This window comes from Streptomyces sp. NPDC001787, from assembly GCF_040297465.1.
Taxonomy (GTDB): domain Bacteria; phylum Actinomycetota; class Actinomycetes; order Streptomycetales; family Streptomycetaceae; genus Streptomyces.
Window position 1 is genome coordinate 183,943 of the sequence record NZ_JBEOZE010000009.1, and the last position, 20,479, is coordinate 204,421.

Genomic DNA, 20,479 nt, shown 5'->3' on the forward strand with positions numbered 1-20,479 from the left:
AAGCCGCCTCGCCGCGCGGTGATCCGGTGCCCCACGGCGACCTCCGCGTCGGGGGCCGGTTCGGCTTCCCTCACCTACAGAATCGGGTTACGGCTATGGGACGGGCCACCGAGCGCCGCCGCACCATCCGCATCCGGGACGGGGTGCTCTCCACCCGGCCCGACACGCTCGTCGCGGAGGAACCGCTGGAGATCCGGCTGAACGGCAAGCCGCTCGCCATCACGATGCGCACCCCCGGCGACGACTTCGCGCTCGCCGCGGGCTTCCTGGTGAGCGAGGGCGTGATCGGCGAGGGTTCCGAGGTCCGGTCGATCGTGTACTGCGCCGGGGCGACGGCGGACGGTGTGAACACGTACAACGTGGTCGACGTGCGGCTCGCGCCCGATGTCGTGGTGCCCGACATCACCCTGGAACGCCATGTCTACACGACCTCCTCGTGCGGCCTCTGCGGCAAGGCGAGCCTGGACGCGGTACGCACCACGACCCGGCACCCCGTCGCCGACACTCCCCCGGTCCGCGTCACCCCCGACCTGCTCTCCGGACTCCCCGGCCGGCTGCGCGCGGCACAGCGGGTCTTCGACCGGACCGGCGGCCTGCACGCGGCGGCGCTCTTCTCGCAGGAGGGCGAACTGCTCGACATCCGCGAGGACGTGGGCCGGCACAACGCGGTCGACAAGCTGGTGGGGCGGGCGCTGACGGACGGCCGGCTGCCGCTCTCCCGGGCCATCCTGCTGGTGTCGGGCCGGGCTTCGTTCGAACTGGTGCAGAAGGCGGTGATGGCGGGGATCCCGATGCTCGCGGCCGTGTCCGCACCGTCCTCGCTGGCCGTGGATCTGGCGGCCGAGAGCGGACTGACCCTGGTCGGTTTCCTCCGGGGTCCCTCGATGAACGTGTACGCGGGTGAGCACCGCATCGTCCTGGAGGAGCCGGCCCCCCGGGACTGAGGCGCCCGTCCGCCGCGCAGGCCGGCCGGACGGCGAAAGGGCCGGTGGAACGCCGGTGGAGGGGGCCGCTGGAGGGGGTCGGCGGAAGGCCGGTGGAGGGGGCCGGTGGAAGGCCGGTGGGGGTCAGCCCCGTCCGGCGGCCGAGGGCAGCTGATCCTCCGACGCCTGGCCCTGGCCCTGGCCCTGCTCCTGGCCGGGCCCGCTGTCCTGGCCGGGCTCACGGTCCTCGTCCGGTTCGCCGTCCTGCGAGCGGCGCTTCGCGATCACCGCGCAGACCATCAGCTGCATCTGGTGGAACAGCATCAGCGGCAGCACGGCCAGACTCGCCTGGGCCCCGAACAGGACGCTCGCCATCGGCAGCCCGGCGGCCAGGCTCTTCTTCGACCCGGCGAACTGGATGGCGATCCGGTCCCCCCGGTCGAAGCCGAGCCGCTTGGACCCGTACCAGGTCAGCGAGAGCATCAGGGCCAGCAGCACCGATTCGGCGGCCAGCAGCGCCCCGAGCCGGGCCGGCGTCACCTGGTGCCAGACACCGGCGACCATGCCCTCACTGAACGCGGTGTACACGACCAGCAGGATCGAGCCGCGGTCGACATACCCGAGGACCTTCTTGTGCCGGACGAGGAAGCCGCTGATCCAGCGGCGCGTCAGCTGTCCGGCGATGAACGGCACGAGCAGCTGAAGGACGATCTTCAGCAGCGAGTCGGCCGAGAATCCGCCTCCGGTACCCCCGAGCAGCAGTGCGGCGAGCAGCGGGGTGAGGAAGATCCCGGCGATGCTGGAGAAGGACCCCGCGCAGATCGCCGCGGGCACGTTGCCCCTGGCCATCGAGGTGAAGGCGATCGAGGACTGGATGGTGGACGGCACCAGGCACAGGAAGAGGAATCCGGCCTGGAGCTGCGGGGTCAGCACATACGGGACCAGACCCTTGCTCGCCAGTCCCAGCAGCGGAAAGGCGACGAAGGTGCAGATCAGGACGGTGAGATGGAGCCGCCAGTGCCGCAGGCCGTCGAGCGCCTCCCCGGTCGAGAGGCGGGCCCCGTAGAGGAAGAAGAGCAGGGCCACCGCTCCGGTGGAGGCCCCGCCGGCCACATCGGCGGCCCGGCCCGAGGCGGGCAGCAGCGCCGCGAGCACCACCGTGCCGATCAGCGCGAGTATGTACAGGTCGATCGGCAGCCAGGACGGCGGCTTCAGGGTGCGGCGGCTCATGTGCTCCACGTGTCTCTCGGTCAGGTCGTGCCCTCTCCATCCTGCTCTTGATCATCGCCATCGGGAATCCGGTATACCGCTCTTACTGTCATCATGGTTCGCGATAACGTGGCATCATGTACGACCCCGCCCAGCTCCGTACGTTCCTCGCCGTCGCCCAGACCCTGAGCTTCACCCAGGCCGCCCGCAGGCTCGGGGTGCGGCAGTCCACGGTGAGCCAGCATGTGCGCCGCCTGGAGGAGGCGACGGGACGGCAGCTGTTCGCCCGCGACACGCACCGGGTCGATCTCACCGAGGACGGCGAGGCGATGCTCGGCTTCGCCCGGACGATCCTTCAGGCACACGAGCGGGCCGCGGCGTTCTTCACCGGCACCCGGCTGCGCGGCAGGCTGCGCTTCGGCGCCTCCGAGGACTTCGTCCTCACCCGGCTGCCGGAGATCCTGGAGTCCTTCCGCCGCGATCACCCGGAGGTCGAACTGGAGCTGACCGTGGAGCTGTCCGGCACGCTGCACCGGCAGCTGGCGGCGGGGCGCCTGGATCTGGTGCTGGCCAAGCGGCGCACCGGTGACACGCACGGCGAGCTGGTCTGGCAGGACGCGCTGACCTGGATCGGCGCCCCGCAGCTGCGGATCGACCCGGACCGTCCGATTCCGCTGATCGTCTTCCCACCGCCGGGCATCACCCGGGCCCGTGCCCTGGAGGTCCTGGAGGAGCACGGCCGGTCCTGGCGGATCGCGTGCACGAGTACGAGCCTGAGCGGGCTGATCGCGGCGGCCCGCGCCGGCCTCGGGGTGATGGCCCACACCCGGGGACTGATCCCTCCGGGGCTGGTCCCGGTACCGGCCAGGGCGGGGCTGCCGGAGCTGGGCGATGTCGACTTCGTCCTCCTGCACGGCCGCCGCCGGGACGCCGCGCAGGAGGCGGCGGACGCGCTGGCGGCGGCGATCCTGGCGGGCGGCGACCGGCTCCACCGCGGGATCGGCGGCCGCGAGGCCGGGTGAGGGGCGCGAGGCCGAGTGAGGACCCGGGGACGCGTGAGGACCCCCCGAGGGAGCCCGCGGGAGCCCGAGCAGCGGGCCGGACAGGCACGGACAGGCCCGGAGCAACTTCCCCGTACCGGCGTAGAGCGGGAGTGATCGCCGCGTTCAGATTCGGTGGAGATTCCGGCTCCGGTCACTTACTCCGTGGTCAGAAGTACGCCCGAGCCTTGCCCATCTGGCCGGATTTCGACGACCGGCCTGCACAGATGGCATGTTTTACGGAGACATCTGCCCCTCCCGCAGGCGCGTTCCTTGGGGTAGCGTCGCGGCGCTGTGCGGAGCGCTGAGGAGCAGGTCATTTGCGTGAGTTCACTGTCCCACCCATGACGGCGGCACCTCTTGCCGGCGGTCTCGCCGATGCGGTCTTCGCGTACGCGGAGGACGACCCGCACCGGGTCGCCCTCAGCCGCAAGGACGCCTCCGGACAGTGGCGCGATGTCACCTCCGCGGACTTCCGCGACGAGGTGCTGGCGCTGGCCAGGGGGCTGATCGCCCACGGCGTCCGGTTCGGCGACCGGGTCGCCCTGATGTCCCGTACGCGCTACGAGTGGACACTGTTCGACTACGCGCTCTGGTCGATCGGCGCCCAGTCCGTGCCGGTCTATCCCACGTCGTCGGCCGAGCAGGTCCTGTGGATGCTCCATGACGCCGAGGTGGCGGCCGTGATGGTCGAGCACGAGGACCACGCGATGACGGTCGGTTCGGTCATCGACCGGCTGCCGCATCTCAAGCGGCTGTGGCAGCTGGACGCCGGCGCGGTGAGCGAGCTGACGGAGGCCGGCACGGGGATCGACGACGAGGTGGTCCACCGGCACCGCAGAGCGGTGACGCCCGAGTCCGTGGCCACCGTGATCTACACCTCCGGCACGACGGGCCGCCCCAAGGGGTGCGTGATCACCCACGCCAACTTCATGTTCGAGGCCGACACCATGGTCAGCCGCTGGGAGCCGGTCTTCCACTCCAAGCCGGGCGACGAGGCCTCCACCCTCCTCTTCCTGCCGCTGGCCCATGTCTTCGGCCGCATGGTGGAGATCGCGGCGGTCCGGGGCAGGGTGAAGCTGGGCCATCAGCCGGAGCTCTCCGCGCGGGCGCTGATGCCGGACCTGATGACGTTCCGGCCGACGTTCGTCCTGGCCGTGCCGTACATCTTCGAGAAGGTCTTCCACGGTGTCCGGCGCAGGGCGGAGGCGGAGGGCCGGACCGGGCCGTTCGACAAGGCCGTCGAGATCGCGGTGAAGTACGCCGAGGCGATGGAGGAACGGGCGTTCGGGACCGGACCGGGTCCGTCCGCCGGGCTGCGGATGCAGCACCAGTTCTTCGACAAGGTCGTCTACAGGAAGGTCCGCGAGGCGCTGGGCGGCCGGATGCGGCACGCCATGTCGGGCGGCTCGGGCATGGAGCGCCGGCTCGGGCTGTTCTTCGAGGGTGCGGGCGTCACGGTCTTCGAGGGGTACGGGCTCACCGAGTCGAGTGCGGCGGCGACGGCCAACCCGCCCGAGCGCACCCGCTACGGCACGGTCGGCCGGCCCATTCCCGGCACCACGGTGCACATCGCGGAGGACGGTGAGGTGTGGCTGCACGGTGCCCATGTCTTCTCCGGCTATCTGGGCGATCCGGACTCCTCCCGGGCCGTGCTGAACGACGGCTGGCTCGCCACGGGGGACATCGGCGCGCTGGACGCGGACGGCTATCTCACGATCACCGGGCGGAAGAAGGAGATCCTGGTGACGTCGGGCGGCAAGAGCGTGTCCCCGGCCGGTCTGGAGGAGCGGGTACGGGCGCACCCGCTGGTCGCGCAGTGCATCGTCGTCGGCAACGACCGGCCCTACATCGCGGCGCTGGTGACCGTGGACCAGGAGGCGGTGGACCACTGGCTCGCCATGCGGGGACGCAACCCGCTGACCGGCAACGATCTGGTGCGGGACCCGGATCTGGAGATGGAGGTGCGCCGGGCCGTGGTGGCCGCGAACACGGCGGTGTCCCAGGCGGAGTCGATCCGTACGTTCCGGATCCTGGCGCACCCGTTCACCGAGGAGCACGGGCTGCTGACCCCCTCGCTGAAGCTGAAGCGCAAGGCGATCGAGACGGCGTACGCGGTCGAGGTGGACGCCCTGTACCACTGACGGGTCGCCCCGGCGGTCACCGACGGGCAACCGCGGGCAGTACCGGGCGGTCCTGGGCATGGTTCGGGAATGGTTCGGGCGCGCTGATCGTTGTCGTCACGAGTAAGCACCGCCGACGTAAGGATCGACCGCTCGTGAGCCAGGTCCCCTCCATCACCCTCAACAACGGCCTCGAAATGCCGCAGCTCGGTTTCGGAGTCTGGCAGGTGCCGGACGACGAGGCCGAGAAGGCGGTCGCGACGGCCATCGAGTCCGGGTACCGGAGCATCGACACCGCCGCCGTCTACGAGAACGAGGCGGGTACGGGCAGGGCCATCGCCGCCTCCGGGGTCGCCCGCGACGAGCTCTTCGTCACCACCAAGCTGTGGAACGGGGACCAGGGCCACGATGCGGCGCTGCGCGCCTTCGACGCCTCGCTCGACAGGCTGGGCCTGGACTACGTCGACCTGTATCTGATCCACTGGCCGGTCCCCGCCGCGGACCGTTACGTCGACACCTACAAGGCCCTGGAGAAGATCCTGGCCGAGGGGCGCGCGAAGTCGATCGGTGTGTCGAACTTCCTGCCCGAGCACCTTGAGCGTCTGCTCGGTGAGACCTCCGTGGTCCCGGTGCTCAACCAGATCGAACTCCACCCGCAGCTCCAGCAGGGCGAGTCCCGCGCACTGCACGCCGCGCACGGCATCGCCACCGAGGCATGGTCGCCGCTGGGCCAGGGCAAGGGCCTCCTGGACGTCCCCACGGTCGTCGCGGTCGCACGGAAGCACGGCCGTACGCCCGCCCAGGCGGTGCTCCGCTGGCACCTCCAGCTGGGCAACGTGGTGATCCCGAAGTCCGTGACCCCGTCGCGGATCGCGGAGAACCTGGACGTGTTCGGCTTCGAGCTGGACGCGGACGACCTCGCCGCGTTCGCCGCCCTGGACGAGGGCAGGCGTCTCGGCCCGAACCCGGCGGAGTTCAACGTCGGCGCCTGAGCCGCGCACGCCTCCACCGGCTCCCGGACCACGCCCCCGCGGCAGTCCTGTCCGTCGCCCCCACCGCGCAACTGACGGTGGGGGCGCCGCCGTTCCCCGCGCCGTCGTTACCGGCGCACCCGGTCCCCCGCGCCCCCGGTCCCTGCGCCGCCCCCGGTCCCCCGCGGACTCGCGCACACACCCGCCCCGCCACCCGCATCCGCAGCACCGCCCGAAGGAGACCAGAGCATGAGCAGGGACAGCGCGCCCGTCGTCGAAGCCGGCCTGTACCGCCTGCGCAACATCGGCAGCGGGCTGCTGCTGGAGGTGTACGGCGAGGCCAAGGGCAGCGGCGCTCCGGTGCGGCAGGGCGAGGAGAGCGGGTCGGCGGCGCAGCACTGGCGGCTCTCGCCCGTGCACGAGGGTGCCTCGCTCCACCACCTGGTCAACGCGCACAGCGGCAAGCGGCTGGACGTCGCGGGCGCCTCCACGGAGAACGGCGCCACCGTCCAGCAGTGGAAGGCCAACAACTTCGGCGCCCAGGAATGGCTGATCGAACAGCATCTGGAGGCGCCCGGCACGGTCACCCTGGTCAGTTTCATCAGCGGGCTGGTCCTGGAGGTCGCCGACGGCTCGACGGAGGCCGGGGCCAGGATCCAGCAGTGGGAGGACACCGACTCCCCCTCCCAGTGGTGGCGTCTGGAGGCCGTGGCGCCGTGAGGCGCCACGGCCGGGGGCGCCGGGCGTTCAGCCGCGGCGCGCCAGCTGCACCGTGCGGGCGGTGAGCAGGTAGAGATCGGGCCGCAGCTTCAGACCGGCCGGGTCCTCGGGGTCGAGCAGCCGGTCGAGCACGGCGACGTCGTCGGCGTCGAGCAGGTCGGTGAACGCCTCGCGGGCCCGGACGAAGGTCTCGACGACGTATTCACGGGCCGGGTCGGAGAGCGGGGCGGTCAGGTCGAGCAGAAAGCTGCGGGTGCCCTGCGGAGTCAGTCCCGCCGCGAGGAACAGGGCGTTCCAGTCCTCGGTCTCGTGCTTGGCCGCCGGCAGCCCGGACCGCATCGTCTGGAACCACGCGGAGGAGACCGCGTCCAGCCGGGCCTCCAGGCCGGGCCGCCCGATGCCGATGTCACGGGGCAGCCGGCGGGTCGGCAGGCCGCCCTCGACGAGCGCGACCGTGCCGCCGGGGCGCAGGTGCTCGGCGAAGCCGGCCAGAACACCGCGCTGGTCACCCATGTGGTGCAGGGAGTTCCCCGCCCAGATCAGATCGGCCTCGCCCAACCGGGAGATCCCTTCGGGAAGTTCGGCCTCCAGGGTACGGACGCGGTCGCCGAGTCCCAGGCGCCGGGCGCGGGAGGCCGCCCGCTCCAGGAGGGCCGGGGTCGCGTCCACGGCGACGACCTCCGCCCCGGGGAACACCTCGGCCAGCAGGCAGGTCACCACTCCGGGGCCGCTGCCGATGTCGAGGACGCGGCGCACCTCCGGCGCGTCGGGCAGACCGGCGATCCAGCGGGCCGCCTCCTCGTACTGCGGCCTGTTGAGCTCGGCCTCCCGCTCCAGCCTGGGTCCCATCGCGTCCCAGTCGAGGTCGGTCGTGCCGTGCGTGTGCCCGGATGATGACGGTGCCTGCGAGTGCCCGTGCGTGTGCGGCTGCGTGTGCGACTGCCCGTGGTGGCTGTGCCCGAGGTGATTGGTCATGGGGCCAGCTTCCCCAAGGATTGCCCATCGGGCCAATTATGTTGCCGTTTCGGCAATTCGTCCCCCGTGGGCACCGGTCGGGTTCCGGGCGGTTGTGGGCACACATATTGCCGGTGGGCCCTCGGACCCATAACTTGCCGTTATGGAGCTGGAGTTGCGCCATCTGAGAACCGTACGTGCCATTGCCGACACCGGCAGCCTGACCAAGGCCGCCGCCGCTCTCGGGCTTGCCCAACCCGCCCTCAGCGCTCAGCTGCGGCGGATCGAGAAGGCTCTCGGCGGCGCGCTGTTCGAGCGGGACCACACGGGTGCCCGGCCGACCCCCCTCGGGGAGCTGGTGCTCGAACGGGCCCGGGTGGTGCTGCCGGCGGTCAGCGAGCTCCAGGCGGAGGCGGTGCGGTTCGCCAACGCCACGGGGGCCATGGACCGGTTCCGGCTCGGCGGGACGCACGGCCCCCTGCTCGGCGGTCTCGTCGACCGGCTGGCCGCGGCGCACCCCACCGCGCCGGTGTCCACCTACACCGCGTGGTCGGTGACGGAGATCTCCTCGCTCGTGATCGACGGGCGGCTGGACTTCGCGCTGATCGGCGCCTGTGGCGAGAGCCCCCCGCCGATGGCGGACCGCCTGGTCTGGCAGGTCGTCGGCGTCGACCCGGTGTTCGTGATGCTGCCGGAGGAGCACCCGCTGGCGGGCGAACCGGAACTGAGCCTGGCCGCGCTCGCGAACGAGTCCTGGGCCGATGTGCCGGGTGACGGCTGTTTCGCGGACTGCTTCGCCGCCGCCTGCGCCCGGACGGGCTTCACGCCCGTGTCGGTGTTCGAGACGGACACCGCCTCGGTCGTGCATCTGGTCCAGGTGGGCCGGGCGGTGGGGCTGTGCCGGGCGACGTTCCCGCCGACGCCCGGCCTGGTGACCCGGCCGATCGCCGGTTCTCCGCTGAGCTGGCGCCATCTGCTGGGCTGGCATCCGCGCTCTCCCGCCGCGAACGCCGCGGCGGGAGCGGTGAGCGGGCTGACCCGCTCGGCGTACGCCGAGGCGGTGTCGCGCAGTCCCGGTTACGAGGCGTGGCTCGCCGCGCATCCGCGGTTCGGCGTGGTGACCCCATGAGCGACGGCCGCGCCGGGCTCGTGCCGCGCGCCGCCGTCCGCCCCATGAGCACGGCGTCGCCGGCCTGATGACGTATGCCGCCGTCCGCGCCGTACGCGCGTCATTCCGCTCCGTGCGCCGGAGCGGCGGCCGTCACCCGTGCGGCGAGCGCCAGGTCCTTCTCCGTGATCGCGCCGCCCGCGTCATGGGTGTGCACGGACAGGGCGACGGTGTTGTAGCCGAGCGTCAGATCCGAGTGGTGCCCCAGTTCCTCCTGGATCTGCGCGACATGGACGGTCAGGGCCGCGGCGGCGAAGTGCGAGGGCAGCCGGTAGGTACGGGTGATCCGGTCCCCTTCCAGGGACCAGCCGGGCAGCGCGCCCAGTCTGGACCCGATCTCGGAGGGCGACAGCGGTTCTGCGGACATGGCACGGCTCCCTGAGTGACGGAGTGGATCGGATGGAACGGTGGGCGGGTGGGTCTGTGGGCCCGTGGATCGGATGGGCCCGTGGACCTACCTGGTCGACCGGTGGACCGGACTGACCGATGGACGGACCGGTGGTTCCCGTGACGTTACGGTCTGCGTATGACGACTGCCGCACGTGACACGGAAGTGGGGCCGCTGCTGCGCCGATGGCGGGAGCAGCGGCGGATCAGCCAGCTGGAGCTGGCCCTGCGTGCGGACTCCTCGGCCCGGCACATCTCGTTCATCGAGACGGGCCGCTCCCGGCCCAGCGAGGAGATGGTGCTGCGGCTGGCCGAGCACCTCGACGTTCCCGTACGGGAACGCAATGCCCTTCTCGTGGTCGCCGGATACGCGCCGCGGTACAGGGAGACCCCGCTGGAGGACCCGTCGATGGACGCGCTGCGCGAGGGCATGGAGCGATTGCTCCAGGGCTACGACCCGTTCCCGGCGCTCGTCGTGGACGGTACGTACACCGTGGTGGCCGCCAATCGGGGCAGTTCGCTGCTGCTGGCCGGGGTGGCCGGACATCTGCTCGCTCCGCCGCTGAACGCCATGCGGATCACCCTGCATCCGGAGGGTCTCGCCCCGCGCATCCTGAACCTTCCGGAGTGGCGGGCGGATCTGCTGGCGCAGATGGAGCGTCAGATCGCCCTGGCCCGTTCGCCGCGGCTGCGCGCGCTGTACGAGGAGGTCGCCGCCTATCCCCCGCCCGAGCGGGCGGCCGGCGGGCCGTGGCCGGGCGAGCGGGGCACGGGCGGGCCCGGCGGCCGGCCGGCGCAGGACGGACCCGCGCCGTTCGCGCTGACACTGCGGATCGCCCACGAGGGGCGGGTGCTGTCGTTCGTCGCCTCCATCGCGACGTTCAACACGCCGATGGATGTGACCGTGGCCGAGCTGGCCATCGAGACGTTCCTGCCCGCCGACCGGGAGACGGGCGAGTATCTGCGCTCCATGAGCCTCTGAAGGCCGTACCGCACTGTCTCTCGCTTCCCGCTCTCACTTCCCGGACGGCTCGGTCCAGGGTGCCCCGCTGCGGGCCAGGAGCGTCGCGACCGCGCTCGCGACGGCCAGGACGGCCACCGCCAGCAGGAGCGGCAGCGTCGGCCGGCCGTTCAGGACGGCCACGCCTCCGGCCAGCGCCCCGAGCAGCATCGCGGCGGCCGACATGACCCGCCGTCCGGCACGGCTCCCACCGCCCCCGGCCAGGCGGCTGTCCGAGGCGACGCCCGTGAGGGTGAGCGTCAGCACGGTGGTGGTGAGGTCGGGTACGGCGAGGGCGCGGGAGGCCGCGTTCTGCACACCGAGCCCGAGGCCGAGCAGCACGATGAGCGTGAACCTGACCCCTCCGGAGTACGGCGTGCCGGAGATCAGTGTGACGACCAGCGCGGCCGTCACGAACAGGGTCTCGGTGAGCAGCGCGTACTGGAGCATCCGGCCCCGGTGGGTGCGGGCGCCGGTGCGGTGGACGGTCAGGCCGCCGGCCAGTGCCCCGGAGGCGAAGGCGGCCAGTGCCACCAGGGAGGCGGCCAGGGAGAAGCCGGGAGCTCCGGCGAGGGCGAAGCCGGAGAAGACCACGTTGCCGGTCATGTTGGCGACGAAGACCCTGCCCAGCAGGAGATAGCTGACCGCGTCGACGAGACCGGTGACGAAGGTCAGGGCGAGCATCAGGGGCGGCAGGGGGCCGTGCCGGCCGTTCGGGTCCGGCACGACGGTGGACCACGCCTCGCGCAGGACGACAGCCATGGGCACGCTCCGATCACTGGGTGTGGTCCGGATTGTGCCGTGTTGTACCCGTGGTCGGTGGCCACTGACGCGCGCCGCCCCCGCGTCAGTGGCGGGGGCGGCGCGGGAGGTCAGACCCTGGCTCCGTTGTCCAGCGGGTCGCGGCGTTTGGCCGGCGCGGTGCGACGGCCGCCCTTGGACCGGGCCGGCGGCGGCGCCTTGCTGCTCCTCTCCAGCACGATCGCGCCCGGCACGGCGGTGAGCACCGAGGAGTACGTCCCCACGCAGACGCCGATGAGAAGGGCGAGCGCGAAGTCGGCGAGCGAGTCCCCGCCCAGTACGGCGAGCGCGGCCAGGATGAACAGGGCGCCCATACCGGTGTTCACGGTTCTGGGAACGGTCTGCAGGACCGCCCGTTCGGCGACGGTGGCCAGCGGTGCGCGCGGACTTCTGGCCCACAGTTCCCGCACCCGGTCGAAGACCACCACCGAGTCGTTGACCGAGTAGCCGATGACGGTGAGCAGTGCGGCCAGGAAGATGCCGTCGACCGGACGCCCCAGCCAGGCGAACGCACCGACCAGCACGATCACGTCGTGGACGAGCGCGCCGACCGAAGCCACGGCGAACGTCCAGCGGAACCGGACCGCCAGATAGGCGAGTTGGACGAACACGGCGACGGCGAGGGCGATCAGGGCGTTGCGCCGCAGCTCGTCGCCGAGGCTGGGCCCGATCAGTTCGTCGCGCACCTTGGTGGTCTCGCCGCCCTCGGCGGCCAGGGCGGTGCGCAGCGCGTGTTCCCCGTCGTTGTCGAGCTTCCCGGTGCGTACGGAGAGGTCGCCCGCGCCCGCGGTGGTGACCTCGGCGTCGCCGAAGCCCGCGGCGGCCAGTGTGTCGCGGGCCGTGTCCACGTCGACGGGGCGGCTGGTGGAGTACTCGATGAGCCGGCCGCCGGTGAACTCGACGCCGAGGTTGACGCCGCGCACCATGATGCCGAGCACGGCGACGGCGACCAGCGCCGTCGAGAACATCAGCCAGCGGCGGGGCGAGCGGAACAGCCGCGGATCACGGCGGGTCAGCCAGGTCCGTACCCGGCCGGGGCGGGCGATGCCGTTGACTCCCCGGTAGGCGCCGACGAACCGGGAGCCCGCCGCGATCTCGGTGAGCGCGCGGGCGATGACGAGAGCGGAGAACATCGAGGCGAGCACCCCGATGGCCAGGGTGACGCCGAAACCCTTGACCGGGCCCGAGCCGAGGAAGAAGAGGAGTCCCGCGGCGATCAGCGTGGTGACATTGGAATCGGCGACCGCGCTCCAGGCGTTGCGGAATCCGGCGGTGAGCGCGGACCGCAGGGAACGGTTCGGCCGTAGCACGCACTCCTCCCGGGCGCGTTCGAAGACCAGGACGTTCGCGTCGACGGCCATCCCGATGGCGAGGACGAACCCGGCGAGTCCGGGGAGGGTGAGGGTGACGCCGAGCGCGACCAGGGCGGCGTAGGAGATCACTCCGTAGGCGGCGAGGGCCACGGCGGCGAGGGCTCCGAAGAGCCGGTAGACACAGGTGATGAACAGCGCGGTGGCGGCGGCTCCGATCAGCGCCGCCTTGGCGCTCGCCTCGATGGCCGCGGCGCCGAGGGTCGGGCCGACGGTCCGCTGTTCGACGATCTCGACGGGTACGGGCAGAGCGCCGCCCTTGATGAGCAGGGCCAGGTCACGGGCCTCGTCGGCGCTGAAGGAGCCCGTGATCTGCGTGTTCCCGGACGGGAGCCCGACGTTGCAGCCGACCGACGGGTCGACCTGCGGCGAGGAGATCACCTTCTGGTCCAGGACGATGGCGACCCGGCGCCGCTCGTCCTGGGCGGGGTGGCAGGCCGCCTCGCCCGTCAGCCGCGTCCAGTCCCGGCCCGCGTCCTTCTCGAAGTCGAGCGAAACGGTCCATCCGGCGCCGCCCTGGGCGTCGAAGGCGGCGGTGGCGTCCTTGACCCCCGCGCCGGAGAGCCGCTCGGGGCCCAGCGCCAGGGAACGGCCCTGCTCGTCGGAGAGTGTCAGGGGCTCGCCGTCGGGGGTGTCCTTCCCGTCCCGGGTTTTCGGCGGCTCCGGTGCGTCGGGGGCGCCCTTGTCGTCCGGGGCTTGCGCGTCCGGTGCGGCGCCCGGCCCCTGTACGGCGTGGAAGGTCAGCTGGGCGGTCTTGCCGATCACCTCGGCGGCCTGACGCGGGTCCTGTACGTCGGGGAGTTCGACGATGATCCGGTCCTCGCCGGAACGGGTCAGGGTCGGTTCGGAGACCCCGAGGGAGTCGATGCGCTGCCGCAGCACTTCCAGGGTGCGGTCGGTGCTCTCCCGGTCCGCTTCGGTGGTGCCGGAGTCCTTGGCCTGGAGCACCATGCGGGTGCCGCCCTGGAGATCGAGGCCGAGTCTGGGTGACATGGTCAGCGTGATGAACACGGAGACGAGCAGCACGGCGGCAGCCAGTACCGCTCGCACCGTGGTGGCGCGAGACATGGGAAATCCTCCGGTGGGGCGTCCTGCGCCCTCACCTCAGCGAGGACGGGACGGCAGGTCTGTGGGACAGGACCGGTGACCGGTCGTCGGACCGGCCGCCGTCCCGGGAGGACCCCGTACACCGGGGAGCGTGGCCGGACTTCCGTCGGGTACCCGGGAGGCGGCAGGGGTGAAGCACACCGCGCGGGTGCCCGGAGCGGGCAGGACCGGCGCGTGCGGTGCCAGAACGCCGGCGGAGGGCGGAGGCGAATGGCTGGGCGCCTGGGCCCTCAGGACGCCCGCCCGGGGATGCGGAGCGGTGGTGGTCGCCGCCCGGGGGCGGTCGTCGGCGGGGGTCGCCGCGGTGTGGGCGCGGCGGCTGTCGGGGCCGGTGGCCACCGCCGTACGGACGTCGTGTCCGTGCGCCGCGGCCGGCCGGGCCCGCCGGGAGTCGTGGATCTGCCAGATACGTGCGGTGCGGTCGGTGTGCTGGGCGGGGGCCCACGCACCGGGTGCGTGGGCGGAGACGTGCGCCGGCCCGGAGAAGGCACGGGCGGGGAGCGCCGCTCCGGCGGCCGCGGGAACGCCGCCGATCAGGGTGAGGACGGCGAGGAGCAGCAGGGCCAGGGTGTGCCGGGCGCGGCGTGCCGGTGCGTCCTGCCGTCCCCGCGGGGGTGCGCTGCCCCGGGGCGGCCCCGGGAGGGGGGTCACCTCGGAGGGCCGAGCGGGGCGGCCGGCGTGGCGGCGTGCCGGAGGACGGAGCTGAGGATCAGCCCGGCGCCCCGTACGACGGTGGTCGACGGATCGTCGGCGAGACGGAGCCGTACCCCGAGACGGAGGGCGAGCCGGTCGGTGATGTCGGGGCGCAGCGCGCCGCCCCCGGCCAGCACCGGGCCCTTGCGCAGGGCGCCGAGGACGGTGCCGTGCCGGTCCTGCCGCCACATGGACATGATCATGTCCAGCACGGTGCGGACGAGCGCCGTCGACAGGGTCGCCGGGTCCAGGTCGCTGAGTCCGGTCTCGGCCTGCCGGGCGTCGGCGACCATGCCGTTCACGAGCAGCGTCACCTCGGTCAGCTCGGCGCCCATGTCGACGACGAGCAGCGGCCCGCTGTCCTGCGGTCCGGCGTACGCGGCGGCGGCGCGGGCGCTGTTCAGCACGAGGACTCTCGTCGGGCCGAGCGCGGCGAGCAGCCGGTGTGCCTCGGTGCGGTGTCCGGCACCGGCGAGGACCGGATGGCTCAGGACGATCACGCTGTCGCTGCGGTCCGGTCCGAGGGCCGCGTCGGCGATCCGGCCGAGCAGCCGGCCGCAGGACTCGGGATCGACGATGCGGCCGCGCCGGACGGGCCGTCCTGAGGTGTCGTCCGGGACCGGGTCGGGCACGAGGCCGTGTCCGGGAACCCAGACACGTGTCCGGGAGCTGCCGAGGTCGACCGCGAGGCCCCGCCCGGCGAGCGGCCGGTCGCCGGGCACTGGACGCACGGGGTGCTCCCGGTGGGCCCGGATCGCCGGGCCTTCCCGGTGGACGGGACGGCCGAAGCGCTGTCCGTCGCGCAAAGAACGCATCGCTCCTCACCCCCGGCCTGCCACCACAGCCGTCCGCATACCTATGTGACCCGCTGATAGCGAGGCATGACCGATCCCTCACTATGCAATACCGCGGCAAGGAAAGCCACTTCCTTGCCCAATCAAAGGTTCCCTGATCAGGCCTCCTGCTCCAGGAACGCGGCGACCAGTTCCGCGAACTCCTCCGGAGCCGCGATCCGGACGCCCAGGTCCTCCGCCTTGCTCCGCTTCGATCCGGCCTTCTCCCCGGCGACCAGCAGGCTCGTGCGCTTGGAGACGCTGGAGGAGGACTTGCCGCCGGCCCGCTCGATCAGCTCGTTCATCTGATTGCGGGACAGCTTCTCCAGGGTGCCGGTCATGGCACCGGTGACCACCACGGTCATCCCGTCCAGGGGCAGGTCCGAGGGCCCGTCACCGGGCTGGTCCCCCGGCTCCGCGTCCGCTCCGGCTTCCTGCTCGGCGCCGGGCTCCGGCGGCGGTGTGGCGCCGGGCTCCGTCATGTTGACCCCCGCCCTGACCAGCTTGTCGATCAGCGGGGCCAGCTCGGCCAGCTCCGCGACCACACCGGCGGCCTTCTCCTTGCCGATGCCGTCGACCAGCTGAAGCGTCTCGGTGTCGGCGGCGACGATCCGGTCCATGGTCGCGAAGTAGCGGGCGATCCGGCGGGACATGGAGCGTCCCGTGCCCCTCACTCCCAGGGCGCAGAAGACACGGGACAGCGGGCGGCTCCGGGCGGTCTCGATGGCGGCCAGCAGGTTGTCGGTGGATGTCTCGCCCATCCGCTCCAGGGTCAGCAGCTGCTCCCGCTCCAGCATGAACAGGTCGGCGAAGTCGCTGACGAGGCCCGCGTCGACGAGCTGGACGACGCGGGTGGCTCCCAGGCCCTCGATGTCGAGCTGGTCGCGGCCCGCGGCGTACGACACGGAGGCGACCAGCCGGCAGTCACGTCCCCGGGTGCAGCGCCAGCGCTGCTCGCTCGTGTCGATCCCGGAACCGCACTGCGGGCAGCTCCCGGGGAACTCGATCTTCCGCTCGTCGCCGGTCCGCAGATGCGCGACGGGCGCCTCGATGCGCGGAATGATGTCGCCCGCCTTGTAGACCATCACCTGGTCCCCGAGGCGCAGGTCGCGGCGGGTGATGTCGGCGGGGTTGTGCAGGGTCGCGTAGCTGACGGTCGACCCGTCGATCTCCACCGGCTCCAGCACCGCGCGCGGCGCGATGATGCCGGTGCGGCCCACGTTCCACTCGACGGCCAGCAGACGGGTGACCTTCTCCACGGCCGGGAGCTTGTAGGCGATGGCCCAGCGCGGAGCCCTGGTCCCGGAACCGGCCTCGCGCTGGTCGGCGGCGAGGTCCGCCTTGATCACGATGCCGTCGATCCCGAACGGCAACGAGGCCCGCAGGGCGCCGATCGCGGCCACCCGCGACTGCACCTCCTCCACGGTGGTGACCGTGCGCGGCGCCACGTCCGTGTCCGCCGCCGTGTGCACGCCGAGCCCGGCGACGTACGACAGGACCTCGCTGTGCGGCAGTTCGGCCAGGGTCTCGGTCAGCTCCCCGGAATCGGGCAGCGCGAGCGCACCGTAGGCGAAGAAGGTCATCTCGACCCGGTAGGGCCGGTCCTTGGCGCGCAGGGTGCCCGCCGCCCCGTTGCGCGGATTGGCGAAGGGGGCACCGCCGTGTTCCGTACGCGTGGCGTTGGCCTGTTCGAACTGCTCGTCCGTCATGAGGATCTCGCCGCGCACCTCTAGGGTGACCGCTTCGTCGAGCCGCTCGGGGAGGCCGAGGATCGTACCTGCGGCGTGCGACACGTCCTCGCCCGCGGTGCCGTCGCCCCGGGTGATCAGGCGGTCGAGCCTCCCCTGCCGGTAGCGGGCGGCGACGGCGAGGCCGTCGAGCTTGGGCTCCACGCTCCAGGCGGCCACCGGTCTGCCGATCCGCCGCTCCAGGGAGGCGGTCCAGGTGGCGAACTGCTCGGCGGAGAAGACGTTGTCCAGCGACAGCATGGGGACCGTGTGCGGTACGTCCCCGACAGCGGCGCCACCCGCGACCTTGCCCGTCGGCGAGGCCGCCAGCACCTCCTCCGGGTGCGCGTCCTCATATGCGGCTATCCCGCGTGCCAGCCGGTCGTACGCGTCGTCGTCGAGCGGGCTCTCGCCCGTGGCGTAATACGCGGCGGCGGCCTGCGACGCCTGTTCGACGGCGGCGGCGTAGGCGGCGGCATCGGCGAGCACAACAGCTGGGTTCGTCATGGCCACCATCCTGCCGCCCACCACTGACAACGCCCCGCGGACCGCTCAGCCCGGACCGCCCGGCACCGTCTCATCCGAGTCCGGTACAGGTGTGTCCGGTGCAGGTGTGTCCGGTACGGGGCCGGCGGGGAACGGCTCGTCCGCCCGCTCCGCTCCGGCGAATCCTTCCGGGTTCACCGGCACCTGCGGCCCCGACAGTTCGCTCAGCCAGCGGGCCAGCACCCGGTGCACGGTCTCGGCACCCACCAACTCGTTCCCGGACGCCCGGCCGCCGCCCTCCGCGCCCTCCGCCGCGACGATGTCGAACGGGTCCGTCAGGGCGCGCGGCCACAGCAGGAACGGGCGCGACTGCTCGCCCCCGAGTCCGCCGTGCGAACCGATCTGCTCCTCGAAGGCGTGCACGAGACCGGTGTCGGGGTCGTACATCGAATTCACCATGACGTCCGCGACGTTCCGGAAGGTGTCGGTGCGCCGCACCGCGTCCGCCGCACCCGGGCCGAACCCGGCCAGCGGGCCCGTGCCGTCCTCCAGCTCCCGCACCGGGACCTCGGCCCCGCCCCGGCCCAGCACCACCGAACCGTGTTCCTCGCTCCGGACGAGGAGGAAGCCGATCCCCGGGTGGTTGGCGAGCGTGCTGAGCAGCGCGGGATGGCGGCGGTCGAGCTGCTCGCGCGAGGCGCGGCCCCGGATGTCCGGGAAGGAGAGCAGGCCGAGGTTTCCGGAGGCGAGCACGATCGGGTCGAAGAGCGTGGCCGGGTGTTCGGCCTCCTTCTCCTCCACGGGGCGGTGCAGCGCGATCCGGACCGCGTCGCGCGCCTCCGAGGCGCTGCGGGTGCGCTGCGCCCGGCGCGGTACGGGCAGCCCGCAGCCCGCCCGTACCAGGTCCTTGAGGGTCAGCCCGTACATTCCGGCGAAGGTCTCCCCCGGGCTCTGGCCGTGGTCGGACAGCAGCACGATCCGGTAGGTGCGCGGGGTGTGCTCGGCGACCTTGGTGATCAGGGCGAGGGAGCGGTCGAGCCGTGCGAGGACCTTGTCCGCGTCGCGGCTGTGCGGCCCGGAGTGATGGGCGACCTCGTCGTAGGCCACGAGGTCGGCGTAGACGGCGGTGCGTCCGGCGAACATGTCGCCGATGACGGCGGAGACCACCACATCGCGTTCGACGACGGTGGCGAAGGCCCGGATGAAGGGGTAGAGCCCGCCCCGCTTGATCCGGGGCGTCTCCTTGCGCACCCGGGCCAGGGTCGACTGGCCGATCTCGCGGCCGACCTCGGCGACGAACGACAGTGCCGTACGGACGGCGTTGGCCGGATCGGAGAAGTACGCGAAGTATCCGGCGCGGGACCGGCGGCCCTTGCCCCGGCGGGCGGCCATCGACAGGACGAGCGCGAGCTGGTCGGCGCCGCCGCTGAAGAGGTTGCCGCGGCTCGCGCCGTCGACGGTGAGCAGCCCGCCGTCATGGGTGTGCGCTATCGCCCGGCGCTGCATGTCGAGGGCGCTCGCCGGTCTGCTGGAGACCATGACGGTCCCCGTGTCCTTCTCGTACCAGCGGAAGGCGGGCACGTCGTGGTTGCTGCCGTGCAGGATGGCGAGCTGGCTGGCCCCGGTCTGGCTGGACCAGTCGGTGCGCCACGGGGTCAGCCGGTGACCGGATCCGTCCGCGAGACGGCCCGCCACGGTCGGCATCAGCCCGTCGGCCGCCGCCCTGGTCAGGACGTCATGGCCGACCCCGTCGAGCTGGAGGAAGACGATGCCGGGGGGTCCGCCGCGCCCGCCGTCCGCGGTGCCGGCCCTGCCGCTGCGGCGGCGGCGCCGGTCGGCGAGCCGGGAGAGCCTGCGCCGGTAGGCGTTGTCGTCCCGCACCGCGAGGGCGGTGGAGGTCGCGGAGGCGACGGCGGACATGACGGCGGCGACGACCACCGCCGTCTCCGGGTCGGCCGCCCCGCGCCCGTCCGGGATGAGCCGCAGGGCGATCAGCAGCAGGGAGCCGTTGAGGAAGAAGACCAGCATGCCGAGGACCAGGGCGGGCACGATGAGCAGGGCCCGGACGAGAACGGGCCAGACCAGTGCGGAGAGCAGACCGAACGCGCCCGCGCCCCACACCGCGGTGAACGCGGTCTTGGTGATGCTGTCACCGTCGTCGGACTGGAGCTGGAAGTCGGGCAGGATCCCGGCGAGCACCAGCATCGTCAGGGTGGACACCGCCCACACCGCGACCACCCGCATCAGGGCGCTGCCAGCCGTACGCCATCGCCCGTCACCCACGCCGTTCCACCTCACGTCCGGGTCCGTCCGTCGTGGACCCGGACCCAGCCTTTCACAGCGGGTCCCCCGGACGGCGGAGCCGGAGCGCGGAGCAGGGCCAGGGCCGCTCCCGGGTGATCAGCAGCCGTCGTAACCGGCGGTGGGCATGGAGAGCCTGCGGTGGACACCGGCCTTCGACCGTGACGTGTAGTCCGGTTCGTCCAGACCGGCGTACTCCAGGCGAACGCCCCGGCGGTCGCACTCCGCGGTGAAATCGGACACCGAGGTGATCGCCCGCGCGAGCACCCGGTCGTTGGGCGCCACGAACAGCTCGACCTGACCGTCCTCGACATCGCTCCACAGGGCGCGGTGGTCGAAGCGGAGCCCGTACACACGCAGCTGTCGGGTGACGGCGTAGCCGCGCCCCGCCGCCCAGCGCGCGCACATGGCGTGCTGGCTGCGGGTGTCGACGAGGAACGGATCGCCGTCGAGCTCCTCGAGCGGTGTGAGGCTGGCGATGGCCGCCACCCGTACATCCCCCATGAACGGCCCCCCGTATGTGGAATCCCGGGCCCGACCCTACCCGGTCGGTAGCCGTCCGTAACCGGTCGTACCGCCGCAGGATCGGGCGACAAGGCGCACTCCGGCGTGCCACCGGCGCGCGGCGCTTACGCTCGTACCCGGAGCGCGGTTCACCGCGGCCGA

17 protein-coding genes are annotated in these 20,479 nt (G+C 72.4%); 7 read left to right on the forward strand and 10 right to left on the reverse strand.

Annotated features, from left to right (window positions below):
* The first annotated feature begins 95 nt into the window (after positions 1 to 95).
* Positions 96 to 944 (forward strand): formate dehydrogenase accessory sulfurtransferase FdhD, encoded by an 849-nt coding sequence (gene fdhD / locus ABT170_RS15680; RefSeq protein ID WP_351867703.1) that lies wholly within the window; start codon positions 96 to 98, stop codon positions 942 to 944.
* A 123-nt stretch (positions 945 to 1,067) separates the two neighbouring features.
* Here the strand turns inward: fdhD and ABT170_RS15685 are convergent, their stop codons facing one another.
* A complete protein-coding gene (locus ABT170_RS15685; protein WP_351867706.1) occupies positions 1,068 to 2,153 on the reverse strand; it encodes a bile acid:sodium symporter family protein in 1,086 nt (361 codons plus the stop codon).
* 116 nt (positions 2,154 to 2,269) lie between these two features.
* Between ABT170_RS15685 and ABT170_RS15690 the strand changes: the two genes are divergently transcribed.
* The 4 genes from ABT170_RS15690 (at position 2,270) to ABT170_RS15705 (ending at position 6,986) form a co-directional block, all read left to right on the forward strand.
* Complete coding sequence (locus ABT170_RS15690) at positions 2,270 to 3,154, forward strand: LysR substrate-binding domain-containing protein (RefSeq protein WP_329946644.1); 885 nt, start codon at positions 2,270 to 2,272, stop codon at positions 3,152 to 3,154.
* Positions 3,155 to 3,516: 362 nt separating this feature from the next.
* Positions 3,517 to 5,316 carry an AMP-dependent synthetase/ligase gene (locus tag ABT170_RS15695; protein WP_351867710.1) on the forward strand — a complete coding sequence of 600 codons (1,800 nt, stop codon included), beginning with the start codon at positions 3,517 to 3,519 and terminating at the stop codon, positions 5,314 to 5,316.
* A 134-nt stretch (positions 5,317 to 5,450) separates the two neighbouring features.
* Positions 5,451 to 6,287 carry an aldo/keto reductase gene (locus ABT170_RS15700; protein WP_329946642.1) on the forward strand — a complete coding sequence of 279 codons (837 nt, stop codon included), beginning with the start codon at positions 5,451 to 5,453 and terminating at the stop codon, positions 6,285 to 6,287.
* Positions 6,288 to 6,515: 228 nt separating this feature from the next.
* Positions 6,516 to 6,986, forward strand: coding sequence for an RICIN domain-containing protein (locus ABT170_RS15705; protein WP_329946641.1), 471 nt, complete (start codon positions 6,516 to 6,518; stop codon positions 6,984 to 6,986).
* Between the two features lie 27 nt (positions 6,987 to 7,013).
* Here ABT170_RS15705 and ABT170_RS15710 read toward each other — a convergent pair whose 3' ends face one another.
* Positions 7,014 to 7,961 (reverse strand): class I SAM-dependent methyltransferase, encoded by a 948-nt coding sequence (locus tag ABT170_RS15710; protein ID WP_329946640.1) that lies wholly within the window; start codon positions 7,959 to 7,961, stop codon positions 7,014 to 7,016.
* A 142-nt stretch (positions 7,962 to 8,103) separates the two neighbouring features.
* Between ABT170_RS15710 and ABT170_RS15715 the strand changes: the two genes are divergently transcribed.
* Positions 8,104 to 9,069: a LysR family transcriptional regulator gene (locus ABT170_RS15715; protein ID WP_329946639.1), complete on the forward strand. Its 966-nt coding sequence runs from the start codon at positions 8,104 to 8,106 to the stop codon at positions 9,067 to 9,069.
* A gap of 100 nt (positions 9,070 to 9,169) precedes the next feature.
* On the opposite strand, the gene ABT170_RS15720 is transcribed toward ABT170_RS15715, so the two are convergent.
* The gene (locus ABT170_RS15720; RefSeq protein ID WP_266925564.1) at positions 9,170 to 9,475 is read right to left on the reverse strand and encodes a 4a-hydroxytetrahydrobiopterin dehydratase; all 306 of its coding nucleotides are present in this window, start codon (positions 9,473 to 9,475) and stop codon (positions 9,170 to 9,172) included.
* A 159-nt stretch (positions 9,476 to 9,634) separates the two neighbouring features.
* Between ABT170_RS15720 and ABT170_RS15725 the strand changes: the two genes are divergently transcribed.
* The gene (locus tag ABT170_RS15725) at positions 9,635 to 10,477 is read left to right on the forward strand and encodes a helix-turn-helix domain-containing protein (RefSeq protein ID WP_329946638.1); all 843 of its coding nucleotides are present in this window, start codon (positions 9,635 to 9,637) and stop codon (positions 10,475 to 10,477) included.
* 33 nt (positions 10,478 to 10,510) lie between these two features.
* Here ABT170_RS15725 and ABT170_RS15730 read toward each other — a convergent pair whose 3' ends face one another.
* From ABT170_RS15730 to ABT170_RS15760, 7 genes are all read right to left on the reverse strand, one after another.
* Positions 10,511 to 11,257, reverse strand: coding sequence for a YoaK family protein (locus tag ABT170_RS15730; protein ID WP_329946637.1), 747 nt, complete (start codon positions 11,255 to 11,257; stop codon positions 10,511 to 10,513).
* A gap of 110 nt (positions 11,258 to 11,367) precedes the next feature.
* Entirely contained in the window at positions 11,368 to 13,734 is a 2,367-nt protein-coding gene (gene secD / locus ABT170_RS15735; protein WP_329946636.1) for a protein translocase subunit SecD, read from the reverse strand.
* Between the two features lie 36 nt (positions 13,735 to 13,770).
* Positions 13,771 to 14,424, reverse strand: coding sequence for a hypothetical protein (locus tag ABT170_RS15740; protein WP_351867717.1), 654 nt, complete (start codon positions 14,422 to 14,424; stop codon positions 13,771 to 13,773).
* Entirely contained in the window at positions 14,421 to 15,281 is an 861-nt protein-coding gene (locus tag ABT170_RS15745; RefSeq protein ID WP_329946634.1) for a type IV pilus biogenesis protein PilM, read from the reverse strand. Before ABT170_RS15745 ends, ABT170_RS15740 begins: the two co-directional genes overlap by 4 nt.
* A 137-nt stretch (positions 15,282 to 15,418) precedes the next feature.
* On the reverse strand, positions 15,419 to 17,533 hold the full coding sequence (gene ligA, locus ABT170_RS15750; protein WP_351867720.1) for an NAD-dependent DNA ligase LigA: 2,115 nt from the start codon (positions 17,531 to 17,533) through the stop codon (positions 15,419 to 15,421).
* 45 nt (positions 17,534 to 17,578) lie between these two features.
* Positions 17,579 to 19,795, reverse strand: a complete 2,217-nt coding sequence (locus ABT170_RS15755) for a phage holin family protein (protein WP_443034394.1) — start codon at positions 19,793 to 19,795, stop codon at positions 17,579 to 17,581.
* A 117-nt stretch (positions 19,796 to 19,912) separates the two neighbouring features.
* Positions 19,913 to 20,317: a hypothetical protein gene (locus ABT170_RS15760; RefSeq protein WP_329946632.1), complete on the reverse strand. Its 405-nt coding sequence runs from the start codon at positions 20,315 to 20,317 to the stop codon at positions 19,913 to 19,915.
* Positions 20,318 to 20,479: the final 162 nt, after the last annotated feature.